General features: G+C 73.0%; 14 protein-coding genes, 1 tRNA gene and 1 riboswitch. Of the genes, 7 read left to right on the forward strand and 8 right to left on the reverse strand.

From position 1 onward, the window contains the following. The first annotated feature begins 87 nt into the window (after positions 1 to 87). Positions 88 to 471, forward strand: a complete 384-nt coding sequence (locus ACZ45T_RS11995) for a VOC family protein (RefSeq protein ID WP_468440092.1) — start codon at positions 88 to 90, stop codon at positions 469 to 471. On the opposite strand, the gene ACZ45T_RS12000 is transcribed toward ACZ45T_RS11995, so the two are convergent. From ACZ45T_RS12000 to ACZ45T_RS12015, 4 genes are all read right to left on the reverse strand, one after another. Beyond that, positions 462 to 1244, reverse strand: a complete 783-nt coding sequence (locus ACZ45T_RS12000; RefSeq protein WP_468440094.1) for an ABC transporter ATP-binding protein — start codon at positions 1242 to 1244, stop codon at positions 462 to 464. The two genes, ACZ45T_RS11995 and ACZ45T_RS12000, sit on opposite strands and share 10 nt — an antisense overlap. Continuing rightward, the gene (locus ACZ45T_RS12005; RefSeq protein WP_468440096.1) at positions 1241 to 2275 is read right to left on the reverse strand and encodes a FecCD family ABC transporter permease; all 1035 of its coding nucleotides are present in this window, start codon (positions 2273 to 2275) and stop codon (positions 1241 to 1243) included. Before ACZ45T_RS12005 ends, ACZ45T_RS12000 begins: the two co-directional genes overlap by 4 nt. Next, positions 2272 to 3267, reverse strand: a complete 996-nt coding sequence (locus ACZ45T_RS12010) for an ABC transporter substrate-binding protein (RefSeq protein WP_468440098.1) — start codon at positions 3265 to 3267, stop codon at positions 2272 to 2274. Before ACZ45T_RS12010 ends, ACZ45T_RS12005 begins: the two co-directional genes overlap by 4 nt. 45 nt (positions 3268 to 3312) lie before the next feature. Continuing rightward, a riboswitch (cobalamin riboswitch) is annotated at positions 3313 to 3452 on the reverse strand. A 100-nt stretch (positions 3453 to 3552) separates the two neighbouring features. Beyond that, positions 3553 to 3629 (reverse strand) — tRNA-Trp (locus ACZ45T_RS12015). A 183-nt stretch (positions 3630 to 3812) separates the two neighbouring features. Here ACZ45T_RS12015 and ACZ45T_RS12020 point away from each other — a divergent pair. Continuing rightward, positions 3813 to 4316 carry a DUF4352 domain-containing protein gene (locus ACZ45T_RS12020; RefSeq protein ID WP_468440100.1) on the forward strand — a complete coding sequence of 168 codons (504 nt, stop codon included), beginning with the start codon at positions 3813 to 3815 and terminating at the stop codon, positions 4314 to 4316. Between the two features lie 33 nt (positions 4317 to 4349). Here ACZ45T_RS12020 and ACZ45T_RS12025 read toward each other — a convergent pair whose 3' ends face one another. Further along, the gene (locus ACZ45T_RS12025; protein WP_468440102.1) at positions 4350 to 5975 is read right to left on the reverse strand and encodes a serine/threonine-protein kinase; all 1626 of its coding nucleotides are present in this window, start codon (positions 5973 to 5975) and stop codon (positions 4350 to 4352) included. Between the two features lie 212 nt (positions 5976 to 6187). On the opposite strand from ACZ45T_RS12025, the gene ACZ45T_RS12030 reads away from it, so the two are divergent. From ACZ45T_RS12030 to ACZ45T_RS12040, 3 genes are all read left to right on the forward strand, one after another. Then, positions 6188 to 7522 carry a glycoside hydrolase family 18 protein gene (locus tag ACZ45T_RS12030; RefSeq protein WP_468440104.1) on the forward strand — a complete coding sequence of 445 codons (1335 nt, stop codon included), beginning with the start codon at positions 6188 to 6190 and terminating at the stop codon, positions 7520 to 7522. Positions 7523 to 7586: 64 nt separating this feature from the next. Then, positions 7587 to 8774 carry a serpin family protein gene (locus ACZ45T_RS12035; RefSeq protein ID WP_468440106.1) on the forward strand — a complete coding sequence of 396 codons (1188 nt, stop codon included), beginning with the start codon at positions 7587 to 7589 and terminating at the stop codon, positions 8772 to 8774. Continuing rightward, positions 8771 to 9655 (forward strand): aldo/keto reductase, encoded by an 885-nt coding sequence (locus ACZ45T_RS12040; RefSeq protein ID WP_468440108.1) that lies wholly within the window; start codon positions 8771 to 8773, stop codon positions 9653 to 9655. The genes ACZ45T_RS12035 and ACZ45T_RS12040 overlap by 4 nt, the downstream gene beginning before the upstream one ends. Here ACZ45T_RS12040 and ACZ45T_RS12045 read toward each other — a convergent pair. Then, positions 9618 to 10652 (reverse strand): PfkB family carbohydrate kinase, encoded by a 1035-nt coding sequence (locus ACZ45T_RS12045; RefSeq protein ID WP_468440110.1) that lies wholly within the window; start codon positions 10650 to 10652, stop codon positions 9618 to 9620. The two genes, ACZ45T_RS12040 and ACZ45T_RS12045, sit on opposite strands and share 38 nt — an antisense overlap. Continuing rightward, positions 10616 to 11284, reverse strand: coding sequence for a bifunctional 4-hydroxy-2-oxoglutarate aldolase/2-dehydro-3-deoxy-phosphogluconate aldolase (locus tag ACZ45T_RS12050; RefSeq protein WP_468440112.1), 669 nt, complete (start codon positions 11282 to 11284; stop codon positions 10616 to 10618). The genes ACZ45T_RS12045 and ACZ45T_RS12050 overlap by 37 nt, the downstream gene beginning before the upstream one ends. A 99-nt stretch (positions 11285 to 11383) precedes the next feature. Here ACZ45T_RS12050 and ACZ45T_RS12055 point away from each other — a divergent pair, with 99 nt between their 5' ends. Then, complete coding sequence (locus ACZ45T_RS12055; protein WP_468440114.1) at positions 11384 to 12205, forward strand: IclR family transcriptional regulator; 822 nt, start codon at positions 11384 to 11386, stop codon at positions 12203 to 12205. Between the two features lie 128 nt (positions 12206 to 12333). Beyond that, positions 12334 to 13950: a sigma-70 family RNA polymerase sigma factor gene (locus tag ACZ45T_RS12060; RefSeq protein ID WP_468440116.1), complete on the forward strand. Its 1617-nt coding sequence runs from the start codon at positions 12334 to 12336 to the stop codon at positions 13948 to 13950. A gap of 57 nt (positions 13951 to 14007) precedes the next feature. On the opposite strand, the gene ACZ45T_RS12065 is transcribed toward ACZ45T_RS12060, so the two are convergent. Then, complete coding sequence (locus tag ACZ45T_RS12065; RefSeq protein ID WP_468440118.1) at positions 14008 to 14862, reverse strand: RNA polymerase sigma-70 factor; 855 nt, start codon at positions 14860 to 14862, stop codon at positions 14008 to 14010. Between the last annotated feature and the right edge of the window lie 39 nt (positions 14863 to 14901).

The following is a 14901-nucleotide window of genomic DNA, read 5'->3' on the forward strand; positions in this document are numbered from 1 at the left end:
ACGATCGTGATCACGGCATCGCGTGTCGGTCACCGGTTGGGTGAGGCATGGAGGTGCCCGTGATCTGCCTTTCGGAGGCATTCACCCATGTCTGTGCAACTGAACCACACGATCATCCACTCCCGTGACAACCGGGAGTCCGCCGAATTCCTGGCGCACATCCTGAATCTCCAGGTCGGGACCGAGTGGGGACCCTTCATCCCCGTCGAAACCAGCAACGGCGTGACCCTGGACTTCGCGACCATCCCGGCCGAGTCCATCACCGCGCAGCACTACGCGTTCCTCCTCTCCGAGGAGGAGTTCGACGTGGCGTTCGAGAAGATCCGTTCGGCTGGGGTCCCCTACTTCGCAGACCCGCACGGCAAGCACCCCGGCGAGATCAACCACAACGACGGGGGCCGCGGCGTCTACTTCACGGACCCCGCGGGGCACGGGATGGAGATCATCACACGTCCGTACGGCTACCAGTAGACGATGTTCGGCGCGCCCGTGTCCGGGCGGACCTGGATACGGGCGCGCACCCCGTACACCTCGGCCAGCAGTTCCTCGGTGAGGACCTCCTGCGGCGGCCCCGAGGCGGCGACCCGGCCGCCGGTCAGGACGTACAGCCGGTCGCAGAAGGCCGCGGCGAGGTTGAGGTCGTGCAGGACGAGCAGGCTGGTGGCGGGCTGGGAGCGGACCAGGGCCAGGACCTCCAGCTGGTAGCGGATGTCCAGGTGGTTGGTCGGCTCGTCGAGGGCGAGCAGGCCGGGGTCCTGGACGAGGGCGCGGGCCACCAGGGCGCGTTGGCGCTCGCCGCCGGAGAGCTCGTCGAAGCGGCGCTCGGCGAAAAGGCCCGTGCCCACGGTCTCCAGCGCCTCGGCGACGCGCCGCAGGTCGTCGGGGCCGTCCTGCTCCCAGAACCGCTTGTGCGGGCTGCGCCCCATGGCGACGACCTCGCGGACGGTCAGCCCGAAGGTGCCGCTCGCGTCCTGCGGTACGACCGCCACGCGCCGCGCCCGGTCCTTGACGGTGAGCGCGGCCGCGTCGCCGCCGTCCAGCAGGACCCGGCCGGCGGTGGGCCGCAGGGTGCCGTAGACGCAGCGGAGCAGGGTGGTCTTGCCACTGCCGTTGGGGCCGACCACACCCACCGTCTCGCCGGGCCGGGCGGTGAGGTCGACTCCGTGCAGCAGCGGGTGCCCGTCGATCTCGTAACGCACGGCCTCGACGGCGAGTTCCACCGGCCGCGCCGCTTTCCCGGTCATCCGGCGATCCCTTCGGTCCGGCTGGAGCGGCGCAGCATCCACAGGAAGAACGGCCCGCCGACGAGCGCGGTGACCACGCCGACCGGGATCTCCTCGGGCGCGGCGGCCGTACGGGCGAGCAGGTCGGCCAGGACCAGGAACACGGCTCCGCCCAGCGCGGCCACCGGCAGCAGCGCCCGGTGTCCGGCGCCGACGACCATCCGGGCGGCGTGCGGGACCATCAGCCCGACGAAGCCGATCGCCCCGCTGTAGGCGACGAGCACGCCGATGACGAGGGAGGTGAGGACGAAGACGGCGGCGCGGAATCGTCCCGTGTCCAGGCCCAGGGTGTGCGCGCCCTCCTCCCCGGCGAGGAGCAGGTCGAGCGGCCGGGCGAGGACCACGAGCAGTCCGGTGCCGACGAGCAGCGCCACGGAGGGCAGCGCCAGCTCGTCCCAGCGGGCCCCGCCGAGGCCGCCGAGGGTCCAGAAGAGGACGGAGCGGATCTGGTCGGGGTGCGCGGCGAGCACCAGGACGAGGCTGGTCAGCGCGGACAGGATGTACTGGACGGCGACCCCGGCCAGGATCAGCCGGCCGGTGGTCATGGTTCCGCCGCGCCGGGCCATCGCGTAGACGGCGACGAGCGCGCCCATCGAGCCCGCGAAGGCGGCGAGCGGCACACCCACCCCGCCGGCGAACCCGACGGCCCCCGCGCCGAACACGATCACCACCACGGCTCCCGCCGAGGCCCCGGAGGAGGCGCCGAGCAGGAAGGGGTCCGCGAGCTGATTGCGTACGAGCGCCTGCAGCACGGCGCCCGCCACCGCGAGCCCGGCGCCCACGACGGCCCCGAGGAGCACGCGCGGCATCCGGACGTCCCACACGATGGAGGCGAAGGCTCCGGTGCGCCGCTCGCCCGACAGACCGCCGAGGACGATGTCGGACACCCGGCCCGGGGCGATCCGTACGGGCCCCAGCGCCAGACCCGCGACGGCGGACGCGGCGAGCGCGCCGACGAGTACGAGGAGGACCGCGGCGGTACGGAGCCTCACGCGGCGTCGGGGTGGAGCTGGCGGCCCAGGGACTCGATGGCGTCGGCGACGCGCACGCCCAGGACGGCGGAGGAGAGCGGCAGGACGACGAACCGCCGGTTCTTGACGGCGGGAACCCCGGCGAGTGCCGGGTCGTTCAACAGTCGCTGCTTCTTGGCTTCGACGGTGGTGCCGCCGTAGTCGTAGATGAGGACGACCTCGGGCGCCCGCTCGATGACCTTCTCCCACGACACGTCACCGAAGGTGTCCTTGAGGTCGGCGAAGACGTTCGTCCCGCCGGAGAGGGAGACGATCTCGTTGCCGATGCCATTGCCTCCCGAGGTGGAGGCGGAGGCCTCGCCGGAGTCATAGACGAAGACGGACGGCCGGGGTTTGTCCTTGACCCGGGCGGTCACGGCGTCGATGCGGCGCTGCTCGTCCTCGACGAGCTTCGCGCCGCGCTCGGGCACGCCGAAGGTCCGCGCGACCTCGGTGATCTCGGTCTTGAGCTGGTCGAAGCCGACCCGCCCCTCGGAGCAGTACTCCACGTTGAGCCGGGAGTTGATGCCCGCCTTGGCGAGCCCCTCGCGGTCGCGGCCCTGCGCCTTGTCGAAGGCGCTGGCGTACCCCCCGTACACGAAGTCGGGGTCGGCGCCGAGCAGGATCTCCTTGGAGGGGTACTCCTTGGCCAGCACCTTGATCTTGTCGTAGGCGGGCCGGTAGAGCGGCAGCACGGCGTCGTCGAGATAGGCGGATCCGACGATCCGGTCGCCCAGCCCGAGGGCGAGCAGCAGCTCGGTGGAGTGCTGGTTCATGCTGACGGCGCGCTGGGGCGGGGCCTGATAGGTGCTGCTCACACCACAGTTGGTGAGGGTGTACGGGAACCCGGGCGCGGCGGCGGACTCCGTGGCCTCCCCGTGCTCCCGCGCGCCTGGTGAACCACTGCACGCGGCCAGGGGTATCAGAAGTGCGACAGGCAGGAATGCGCGCAAAACGGCGCGGGTACGCGACATGGCGAAGCCTCTCCGGGGGATCCGCGTCCCCTGGTCGACGTGAAGGACGAGCAGAGGCGGTGCGTCAGTGTCTGACTCCCGGTCTCCCGCGAGGGATGCCCGGTCACAGTGGCGGGACCGCACCGGAATCGCACCGGTTTCCTGTCCTGCACCGCCTGGGGTAACGCGACCCAGTCTGCCAGAGCGCGCGTCACCGGCTCCGGAAGGGGTCTGATGCACCGTCGGAACACCGAAGGCCCACGTCAGCAGGATCAACTGCTGATGTGGGCCTTCGTTCATTCCCTGTGGCAGGGGTAGCAGGATTTGAACCTACGACATCCGGTTTTGGAGACCGGCGCTCTGACCAGCTGAGCTACACCCCTTCGCTGGGACCAACCATGGCACGGCCGGGTCCGAAGATCCACTGTTTTTGGCTCGTGTCCGCCTCTCGAGACAGCGGACATGTCGAGCGGTCGATGCCCGGCAGGGTCGCGGGTCGCGGGTGGCGGGACCCGCGGGCACGGAGGATCGTGGGCAGGGCAGCCCGTGGATCGGGAGGTTCCGCCATGCCCCGAAGCCGAGCACCGGGCCGCTCGCGGAGCTTCCTCGCGGCGGTCGCGCTCCTCGTCCCCGCATTGCTGGCCGCAGCCCCCGGCGGATCGGGTGAGACGGTTTCCCTCGCCGGCAACGAGCCCGGGCAGCGGCTCGACGTCAGGCTCACGCAGGTGGTCGACCCGGCCGCCCCCGCGAGCTCCTCCACCCCCGAGCCCGGCGGCGCCGACCGGCTCGTCGCGGTGCGGCTCCACCTGGAGAACACCGGGACCGCCGTCTACAAGGACTCCCCCGCACCCTCCGCGCATCTGCTGGACACCACCGGGCAGCGGTTCACCGGGCTCAACCTCCCGACGACCGCCGGGCCGAACTTCCCCGACACCGTCACGCTCGACCCCGGTGGCACGACGGAGGGCTTCGTCAGCTTCCGGCTCCCCAAGGACGCCGGCCTGGCCGCGGTCCAGTTCGCCCTGAACGGCGGCCTGGCCGACGACGTGGGCCAGTGGAGCCTGCCGTAAGCCCCGTCGGGGCATCTTCGCGGGCCTGCGGTGTCAGGACGCGGGCCAGACCGTGATGTCCGCGGTCACCCACTTGGTCCAGTTCTTCAACTCCACGAGCGACTTGTTCTGGATCACGAACAGCGCGATGTCCCCCGACGGGTGCTTGATACAGAACTCGCTGCCGTTCGCCGCCCCGGCCAGCCCGAAGGATCGGGTGTCGACGTCCGTGAGGGCGGCCCGGCACACGTCGAGGGAGCCGTTCTGATCTTCGAACAGCTTGGTGATCACGCTTGCGTCGCTCTCCAGATCGCAGCCGGTCCTCTCGCAGTTCAGGCGGATGTCCCCGGTGCGGTCCTGGCGCTGAACCGGTTCCCTGAGGTCGGCCGAGTTCGTCACGTCCAGGCGCACCCCGGCGTACGGGACGGCCGTGGGCTGCTTCGACTCCTTGGGCGTGCTCGACGCCGATCCGGAGGCTCCCGCCGTCCCGCCGCCGGTCGCCGAGGCGGCGGATCCCGACGCCGAGCCCGCGGACGAGCCCGACGCCGACGGGGTCTTCTGGGCCGCCGGGGACCCGTCCCGGTCGCGCAGCAGCCTGCCCGCGTCGTCCATGAACCTCCAGGCCAGGCCCGAGAGCAGCAGTGCCGACGCCGCCACCGCCGCGGCGGTGATCAGCGCGGCGCGCCGCTTGCGCGCCCGCCGTTCCTCCGGCGCGGCCTGCGTCGGCGCAGGCCGGCGCCGGAGCAGCGGCGTCGTGCGCAGCGAGGTGGGATCCGGAACCGGAGCCGGTATCTCCACCTCCGGTCCCATCAGCTCGCGCCAGACGGCCGGACCACCGCCCGCGTCGGCGTCCGCCCCCAGCCGCTGCCTGCACCACGCCACGATATCCGCCGGGGTGGCCCGCTCCTTCGGATCGATGGCCAAGCACCGGGCGATCACCGGACGCAGCTGTTCCGGCAGGCGGGACAGGTCGGGCTCGGAGTGCACGATCCGGAACATCACGCTCAGTTGAGGGCCGTCTCCGTACAGCGCCTCGCCCAGCGCCGCGAACGCCGCCGTCTGGCCCAGCGTGAAGACGTCGCTGGCTGCCGTGACCTCGCCCGACGACACCTGCTCGGGCGCCATGTACTGCGGCGTGCCGATGGCGTTGCCCGTCCCGGTGGCCGCGGTGACGCCCGATGCCAGCGAGATCCCGAAGTCGATGACCCGGGGCCCGTCCGCGGCCAGGAGCACGTTCGACGGCTTCAGGTCCCGGTGCACGATGCCCGCGCCGTGGACGGCCTGGAGTGCCTCGGCCACCCCCGCCATCAGCCACAGCACCGCCGGCACCGGCAGCGGTCCGCGCCGGGCGACGGCCTGCGACAGTGAAGGCCCGGGCACGTACAGGGTGGCCAGCCAGGGCGGCGTCCCGTCCGCCTCGGCGTCGATCAGCTCGGCGGTGTACGCCCCCTTGACCCGGCGGGCCGCTTCGACCTCCCGGCGGAACCGCCGCCGGAACGCCGGGTCCTCGGCCAGTTCCGGCCGTACGACCTTGATCGCCACAGGGCGGCCACCGCGGGTGTGCGACAGGTAGACCCGGCCCATGCCACCGGCGCCCAGCCGAGCCGCGAGGCGGTAGCCGGCCACGGTCGGCGGATCCTCCGCCAGCAGTGGCTGGAACACCTCGGTCGTGCTGTTCATCGGTCTCCCCCGATTTCCTGATCAACCGATGAGTTGATCCGCATCACCCTAAGCGTCGGCCGGGGGCGGGAATCAGCCGGGGAGCCGACTTCCGCCCGCCCCCTTGACCACCCTGGTCCAGACCAATAGTTTCCGGCATGCACAGCGCACGCGCTCACGCCTCACTCCCGCATCCGCATCCGCATCCGCATCCGCATCCGCAAAGGAAGCCCATGCGCCGCAGCATGCTCGGCAGGCTGGCCGTCGCCGCCTGTTCCCTCTCCCTGCTGACCGCCTTCGCGCCCGCCTCCGGCGCGGACGGCGACCGGGTGGCGGGCGGACCCGACCGCTCGTACCGGAAGGTCGGCTACTTCACCCAGTGGGGCGTCTACGGACGGGACTTCCAAGTCCAAGACCTCGAGGCGAACGGCACCGCCGGCAAGCTCACCCACATCAACTACGCCTTCGGCAACGTCAGCCCGCAGGGCACGTGCTTCACCGGGAACGTGCCCGGCGAGGCCGACGCCTGGGCCGACTACGTGCGCCCGCTCGACGCCGAGAACTCCGTCGACGGGGTCGCCGACACCTGGGAGCAGCCGCTCGCCGGAAACTTCAACCAACTGCGCGAGCTCAAGGCCAGGCACCCGGGCCTCAAGGTGCTGATCTCGCTGGGGGGCTGGAGCTGGTCCACCCACTTCTCGGACGCCGCGCTGACCCCCGCCTCCCGCAAGGCCTTCGTCGAGTCCTGCATCGACCTCTACATCAAGGGCAATCTGCCGCAGGACGGCACGCGCGGCGGCGCGGGCGCGGCCGCCGGCCTGTTCGACGGCATCGACCTCGACTGGGAGTGGCCCGGCTCCGCGGGCGACGCCGACACCACGTTCCGGCCGGAGGACAAGCGCAACTTCACCGAGCTCGTACGGGAGTTCCGCACCCAGCTCGACGCGTACGCGCGCAGCCAGAAGAGGAAGGCGCCGTACGAGCTGACCGCCTTCGTCCCGACCGCACCCACCAAGATCGACGCGGGCTTCGACGTCCGCCGGATCATGCGCGACCTCGACTTCGTGACCCTCCAGGGCTACGACTTCCACGTCTCCGGCGAGTCGACCACCGCCCAGCAGTCCGCGCTCCACGCCCGGGGCGACTTCAGCGTCGACGGCACGGTGGACGCCTGGCGGCGGCGCGGCGCGCCCGCGCACAAGCTGGTGATGGGCATGCCGTTCTACGGGCAGGGCTGGACCGGCGTCAGCGGCGGCGGCGACGGCATGGGGCAGCCCGCCACGGGCCCGGCCCCGGCCACCTGGTCCGCCGGGTACGAGGACTACAAGGCGCTCAAGAAGCTGGCCGACTCCGGGACCTACCAGGTCCACCGCGACCGCCGCGGTGGCCACGCCTGGCTGTTCGACGGCACCACCCTGTGGACCTACGACGACCCGCAGGTGCTGCGCGCCAAGACACGCTACATCCGCGAACACGGCCTGGGCGGCGCGATGTTCTGGTCGCTCGACGCGGACGCCGCCGACGGGGAGCTGATGACGGCCGTCGACCGCGGTCTGCGCGGCCACTGACCGGCGCCGCCGGGCCGCGGAAATCCATCCGGTCCGGCGGCGTCCCACCACTTACCCTCCCCGCATGAGGAACTCGACGGTACGGGCGGTCAACCGCCTCACCACGCGCTGGGCCGCACAGGCCCCGACCGAGGAAGCGGGCACGGTCTTCACCGCGGCCGGGGTCTGGCCGCTGCTCGCCCTGCTCGCGGACGGCTCGGGCGGCCCGGCCCGCGCCGAACTGGCGCAGGCGCTGGGCATACCCGCCGAGGCCGCGGCCGGAGCCGCGCGGGAGCTGCTGGTCGGGCTGGCCGGCGTACGGGGGCTCCAGGCGGCGACCGGGCTGTGGGCCAGGGCCGAACTCCCGCTGGAGGAAGCCTGGTCGGCGAAGCTCCCGGCGGGCACGCGCGGGACCCTGACGGGGGTCCCCGAGGACGACGCGAAGGCCCTGGACGCCTGGGCCACCGAGCGGACGGGGGGCCTGATCGAGGAGATGCCGGTGGCCGTTTCGCCGGAGACCCTGCTGGTCCTGGCCTCCGCGCTGACACTGCGGCTGAAATGGATCAAGCCGTTCCGCGAGTTTCCCATCAGGGCGGCGGAGGAAGGCCCGTGGGCCGGCCGGGACGTGCGCATGCTCGTACGCAGCACCTCCCTGCTGGACCGGGTCCGGGTGGCCCACGGCGCGGCCGGCCCGGTCACCCTGCTGGAGGTCGTCGCGGACACCGGGGTGGACGTCCACCTCGCGTTGGGCGAGCCCGACGCACCGGCCGGCGCGACCCTCTCCACCGCGATCGCCGCCGCCACCCGGACCCTCCCGACCACGGGCGGGAGCCTGCTCCCCCTGGGGAATCCCGGTCCGGGACTGTCCGTCGACACCGTGGCCGCCTTCTCCGCCCAACCCTGGCTGAACATCTGGACGGCCGCCTTCGAGGTACGTGCGAAGCACGATCTCCTGGACCACGCCCGGCTGTTCGGGCTGGAGACCGCCACCGGCCTGGACCGAGGACACTTCCCCGGCATCAGTCGCGAGCCGCTGGCGATCGGTTCGGCAGGGCAGTCGGCGTTCGCCCGCTTCCACGCCGAGGGCTTCGAGGCCGCGGCCGTCACCGCCTTCGCGGCGGCGCCGGGAAGCGCGCTCGCGCGGCCGAAGTACCGGACCCGCCGGGTCGAGGTCCGCTTCGACCGGCCGTTCGGCTTCCTGGCCGTCCACCGGACCTCCCGGCTGGTGCTCGCCGCGGGCTGGGTCAACGACCCCGATACATTGCCGGGATGACCTCCCACATGATCACTGCGACAGCCGCGGGCACCTGGCGGCTCGGCGACCTCACCGTCAACCGGATCGGCTTCGGCGCGATGCGCCTCACGCATCTCGCCGACGGCTCCCCCAGCGACCGCGAGCGGGTGACCGGCGTACTGCGCCGGGCCGTCGAGCTCGGCGTGAACCACATCGACACCGCCGCGTTCTACTTCTCCCCGCTGCGCTCCGCCAACGAGCTGATCAACCGGGCGCTGGCCCCGTACGCCGACGACCTCGTGATCACCACCAAGGTCGGGCCGGGCCGCGACGCGGCCGGGAACTGGTGGTGGGCCGAGCCCGCGCAGCTGCGCGGGCAGGTGGAGGAGAACCTCCGCCAGCTGGGCCGGGACCACCTCGACGTGGTCAACCTGCGCATCCCGCGCCGGGAGTCGACGGGCTCGATAGCCGAGCACTTCGGGGCGCTCGCCGAGCTCCGCGAGGCCGGGCTGATCCGGCACCTGGGGATCTCCAACGCCCGGCCCGACCACCTCGCCGAGGCGCGGGGCATCGCGCCGGTGGTGTGCGTGCAGAACCCGTACGGGATCGACTCGCCGGCCGAGGACCACGCGTTCGTGGACGCGTGCGGGGAACAGGGCGTCGCCTTCGTCCCGTTCTTCGCCATTGCCGGGGCGGGCAAGGAGGCGGGGGTGGTCACGGACGACGGCGAGCAGGTGCGCGCCCTGGCCGCGGCCCACGGGGTGTCCGCGGCGCAGCTGCGCCTCGCGTGGACGCTGAGCCGCGGTCCGCACGTCCTGTCGATCACGGGCACCGGCAACCCGGACCACCTGATCGAGAACATCGCCGCGGGCGCCCTGCGCCTCACGCCGGAGGAGGTCGCTCTGCTGAGCACCCTGTGAGCGAGGCTCTAGGGGGTGTCTTGTCGGTCAGGGCCGCCGTCTCCGTGAAGGCGGGGACGTACCCGGTGCCACCGCGCCCCGAGACCGAGAGGGAGGCCGCGGCCGCCCCGTACGCCACGGCGTCCGCGAGGGTGTCGCCGAGGGCGAGCCGGGCGGTGGCGGTACCCGTGAAGCAGTCACCCGCGCCGGTCGCGTCGAGCGGCGCCGGGTTCACGGGCACGGGGTGGAAGGCCGCACGCGTGCCGTCGTCCAGCAGCAGCCGCTCGGCGCCCGCGGTGACCGCGACCGTACGGGCACCGAGCGCGCGCAAGCGGGCCGCGGCGGTGCGCGGGTCGCCGGTGCCCACGAGGGCCCGTGCGTCGGCCGGGCAGGAGGTCTTGAGCAGTCCGGTCAGCGGGGCGATCCGCGCCAGCAGCTCCCGGGCCTCGGACCGGCCGGTCAGCCGGGGGCGGAAGTTGGGGTCATACGTGAGGTGCCCGCCGGCCCCGTGCACGAGGTGCGCGGCGGCGAGTACGGCGTCCCGGCTGCCCGGCGACAGGGCGCCGGTGATGCCGCTGGTGACGAGGGCCCCGCAGCGGGTCAGCAGCTCGCGCCAGGACTCGATGTGCCGGGGCGCGAGGGTGGAACCTGCGCTGCGGGTGCGCCAGTAGACGAACTCGCGGTCGCCGTCGGTGTCGGCGCAGAGCAGGTAGGCGCCGTTGGGGTGCGGGGCGCGGTGGACGTGCGAGACGTCCACGCCGAGCTCGGTGGCCCGCCGCAGCAGCGGAACGCTCAGCTCGTCGTCGCCCACGACGGCGAGCAGGGCGGTCCGGGCCCCGGCTGCGGCCGCGGCGGCCGCCGCGTTGAGGGCGTCCCCGGAGTAGGAGATGCGGGCCGGGGTGCCGGCCGCGGCCGCGCTCAGGGCGGTGCCAGCGTGGATCTCGACGAGGACCTCGCCGAGCACGAGGACGTCGTAACCGGTCACCTCGGGTACCGCGAAGCGCAGCCGTCGCAGCACGCTCCGGCCGGTTCCGCCGGTTCCGCCAGTTCGACCGGTTCGGCGAACAAGGCAGCCAGCTCCCCCGGATCGGCCGGCAGCCCGCCGCCTATGCCGACGGCGGTCGCCCCCGCGGCGAGCCACGCGGGGACCTCGGCGGGCCGGATCCCGCCGGTCGGGATGATCACCGCCTCGGGCAGGACGGCCCTGAGGGAGCGGACGAAGCCGGGGCCGCCCACATGGGCCGGGAAGACCTTGGCGGCTCCGGCCGCCCGTACGGCGGAGGCGATCTCGCCGGGGGTGAACCCGCCCTCGATGAAGACGGCTTCGCGGCGCTCGGCGACCTCGCGGACCTGGGGGGCCGGATAGGGGGAGACCAGGAACGCGGCCCCCGCGTCCAGGGCGGTCTCGGCCTGCGCGGTGGTGGTGACCGTGCCGACGCCGATGAGGGCGGCGCGGCCGTGTGCGTCGGCGAGCGGGAGCGTGCGGGCGAGGGCGTCGGCCCAGCCGGGGGTGGAGGTGGTCAGTTCCACGGCCCGGCAGCCGGCGGCGAGCAGGGCGGTGGTGTGGCGCACGGCCTCGTCGGCGTCGGCATTGCGCAGCACCGGCAGGAGACGCTGGGCGACGAGCACGTCGTACGGGTGGCAGGACAAGGAACCCTCCCGTTGTTCCACGTAGTGGAACGGGGTATCGTCATGCGGAACGATTTGGTCTAGACCCTACACAGGCCGGGAGTTCGCATGTCAAGACGCGTGTCAACAGACGAAGCAGCGGACCAGGCAACGGAGCAGGCAGCGGACCAGGCAGGGGCGGGGCCCACGCGCGGCGGCCGGACCTCCGCGGCCGGATCCGCGCTGGAGAAGTCCCTGCGCGTCCTGGAGGCGGTGGCCGCGCCCGGCGGCCCGCACCGGCTGACCGATGTCACGACGGCCGCGGCCGTGCCCAAGTCCAGCGCCTTCCGGATCCTGGCCTCGCTGATCGAGCAGGGCTTCGTACGCCAGGAGGCGGAGAGCCGCTACGGCGTGGGGCCGCGGCTGCGCGGACTCTGCGCCCTGGTCACCGGCGGGGAGCCGGCGAGCATCGGGCGCATCCTCGGCGAACTGCAGCGGACCACCGGCCAGACGGTCCATCTCGCCCTGCACACAGGGGAGACGATCACCTACATCCGGAAACTGGAGAGCGACCAGCCGATCCGCACGGCTTCCCGGATCGGCATGCGGATGCCGCTGCACACCACGGCGATCGGCAAGAGCGTCCTGGCCCACCTGCCCGCCGAGGAGGTGCGCGCGCTGATCGCCGCCACCGGGCTGCCGCGCCGGACACCGCACACGCTCACCACCACAGGGGCGCTGCACGCACAACTGGCGGAGGTCCGCGCCCGGGGCTTCGCCCTGGACGACGAGGAGAACGAGCCCACCATCCGCTGCGTCGGCGCCGCCGTCCTCGGCCCGGACGGTCGCCCGGTCGGCGGAGTCAGCGTCACCACCGTCACCCTCCTGGTCTCCCGCGAGGAGATCGAGACGTACGCGCCCGCCCTGCGCGCCGCTGCGGAAGCCCTCGCTCCGCTGCTGTGAAGCATCCTGCGGAAGGCCCTCCGGACAGCCTTCCGAAAACTATTCCTGATAAGTGTTATCGGAGCACCCGTCGACGGTCTCCCAGGTATCGGGCATCATCGACCGCCGATACGGACAGGGAACATCACATGAGCACTCAGCACACGGCAGCGCTGGTGGCAGCGGCCCGCGCAGGCGACCCCCGCGCGCAGGACGAGCTGGTCAGCACCCATCTCCCGCTCGTCTACAACATCGTCGGGCGGGCCCTGGGCGGCTCCTGCGACGTGGACGACGTGGTGCAGGACACGATGCTGCGGGCGCTCGACGGGCTGGGCGGACTGCGTGCGGACGAGAGCTTCCGGTCCTGGCTGGTGGCCATCGCGATGAACCGGGTACGGGCGCACTGGCAGGCCCGCCAGAGCGGTTTCGGCGAGAGCACGCTGGAGGCGGCCGGGGACGTCGCCGACCCGGGTGCCGACTTCGTCGACCTGACCGTCGTACGGCTCCACCTCGCGGGCCAGCGGCGCGAGACGGCCCGCGCCACCCGCTGGCTGGAGCCCGAGGACCGGGCGCTGCTGTCGCTGTGGTGGCTGGAATGCGCCGGGGAGCTGACCCGGGCGGAGGTGGCGACCGCGCTGGAGCTGTCCCCGCAGCACACGGCGGTCCGGGTGCAGCGCATGAAGGCGCAGCTGGAGTCGGCGCGGGTGGTGGAGCGCGCCCTGGACACCCAGCCGGGCTGCGAGGAGCTGCGGGGCGTGCTGGCGGGCTGGGACGGGCAGCCCTCCGCGTTGTGGCGCAAGCGAATAGCCCGGCACGCGCGTGAGTGCGTACGGTGCTCCGGCCTGTGGAGCGGACTGGTTCCGGCGGAGGGACTGCTGGCCGGTCTGGCCCTCGTCCCGGTCTCGGCGGCCCTGCTGGCAGGGGTACGGTCCGCCGCGGCGGCCGGCTTCGCCCCCGCGGGCGCCGCCTTCGCCGACGGCGGCTCGGAGGGCGACTTCGCCGACGCGGCGACCCAGCTCACCCCGGTCGGCCATGCGGGCGGTGGCCGGGGCGCGCTGCGCAAGCGCCGGCGCGGCCGCCGCCGGGTGGTCGGCGGCGCGGTGCTCGCCGCCTGTGTCGCGAGCGGCGGGCTGGTGTACCTCGGCGGACTCCCCGGATCCGGTGACGCGGAGAAGGACACCGCCGCGCCCGCCGCGCCGCTGGCCGCGCTCTCGGCGACCGAGTCCACCGCCGCGCTCCCCTCGGAGTCGGCCTCTCCCTCGCCGTCGGCCTCGCCGTCCCCCTCGCCGTCGGCATCCGCTTCGGCCAGCCCCAGCCCGAGCCCGTCGAAGGCCAGTGCCTCCCCGACCCGGCGCGCCTCCACTCCCCCGCCGGCGCCCGCCCCGCAGGGAGTCGCCGGCCAGGTCGTGGCCCTGGTCAACACCGAGCGGGCGGCCGCGGGCTGCGGCCCCCTCAAGGAGGACCCGCAGTTGCGTGCGGCCGCTCAGGGCCACTCCGACGACATGGCGGCCCGGGACTTCTTCTCGCACACCAACCCCGACGGCGCGGACCCGGGTCAGCGGACGACCGCCGCCGGGTACCGCTGGTCGACGTACGGGGAGAACATCGCGATGGGGCAGCAGACCGCCAAGGCGGTCATGGACTCCTGGATGAAGAGCCCGGGCCATCGCGCGAACATCCTCAACTGCTCCTTCAAGGACATCGGCGTGGGCATCCACACGGGCTCGGGCGGTCCCTGGTGGACGCAGAACTTCGGCGCACGGTAGCCGACGGGTGCCGGGCCCGGGTGCAGGTGCGGGCCCGGGTGCGGGTGCGGGCGGGGTTCAGGGCTGGAGGCCGCGCAGCTTCTCGGGGTTGATGGCGAGACGCAGCGCGGTGATCCGCCCTTCGGACGTCTCGAAGGTGAGGGCGCCCGAGTTCACCCCGCCGTACACCAGCAGCAGTCCGGGCTCGCAGTTGATCTCGGCGGGCTGCATCTCGACGCCCTGGAGCTCGGGCTTCGCCAGGACGCCGAGGAACCAGCGGGCGACGTGGTCGGGTCCGTACAGCGGGCGGCGGGCGGCGGTGACCACGCCGCCGCCGTCCGACCAGGAGACGACGTCGGGCGCGAGGAGCGCGAGCACCTCGCCCAGGTCTCCTCCGGCGCAGGCCGCCCGGAACTTCTCGGCGACCTCGCGCTGTTCGGCCGCCTCGGCGGTGAAGCGGGGGCGGCGGGCCCGGACGTGTTCGCGGGCCCGGTGCGCGGACTGGCGGACGCTCGCCTCGGACTTCCCGACGACCTCCGCGATCTCCGCGTGGGAGTACCCGAACACCTCGCGGAGCATGAAGACGGCACGCTCGGTCGGGGTCAGGGTCTCCAGTACGACCAGGACCGCCATGGAGACGGTGTCGGCCAATTCTGCTTCCTCGGCGATGTCGGGCGAGGTGAGGAGGGGTTCGGGGAGCCAGGGCCCGGCGTACGCCTCACGGACGACCTGGGCCGACTTGAGACGGTTGAGGCTCAGGTTGGTGACGGTGCGCACGAGGTAGGCCTTGGGGTGCTCGACGGCGCTCCGGTCGGTGCGGTGCCAGGTGAGCCAGGCGTCCTGCACGATGTCCTCGGCGTCGGCGACGCTGCCCAGCATGCGGTACGCGGTACCGAACAGCAGCCGCCGGCACTCCTCGAATTGATCGGTCATGATCGTCACGGTGACATCCGCACCCCCGTTCGATCAAGA

The sequence above is a fragment of the Streptomyces sp. NPDC030995 genome (genome assembly GCF_055571215.1).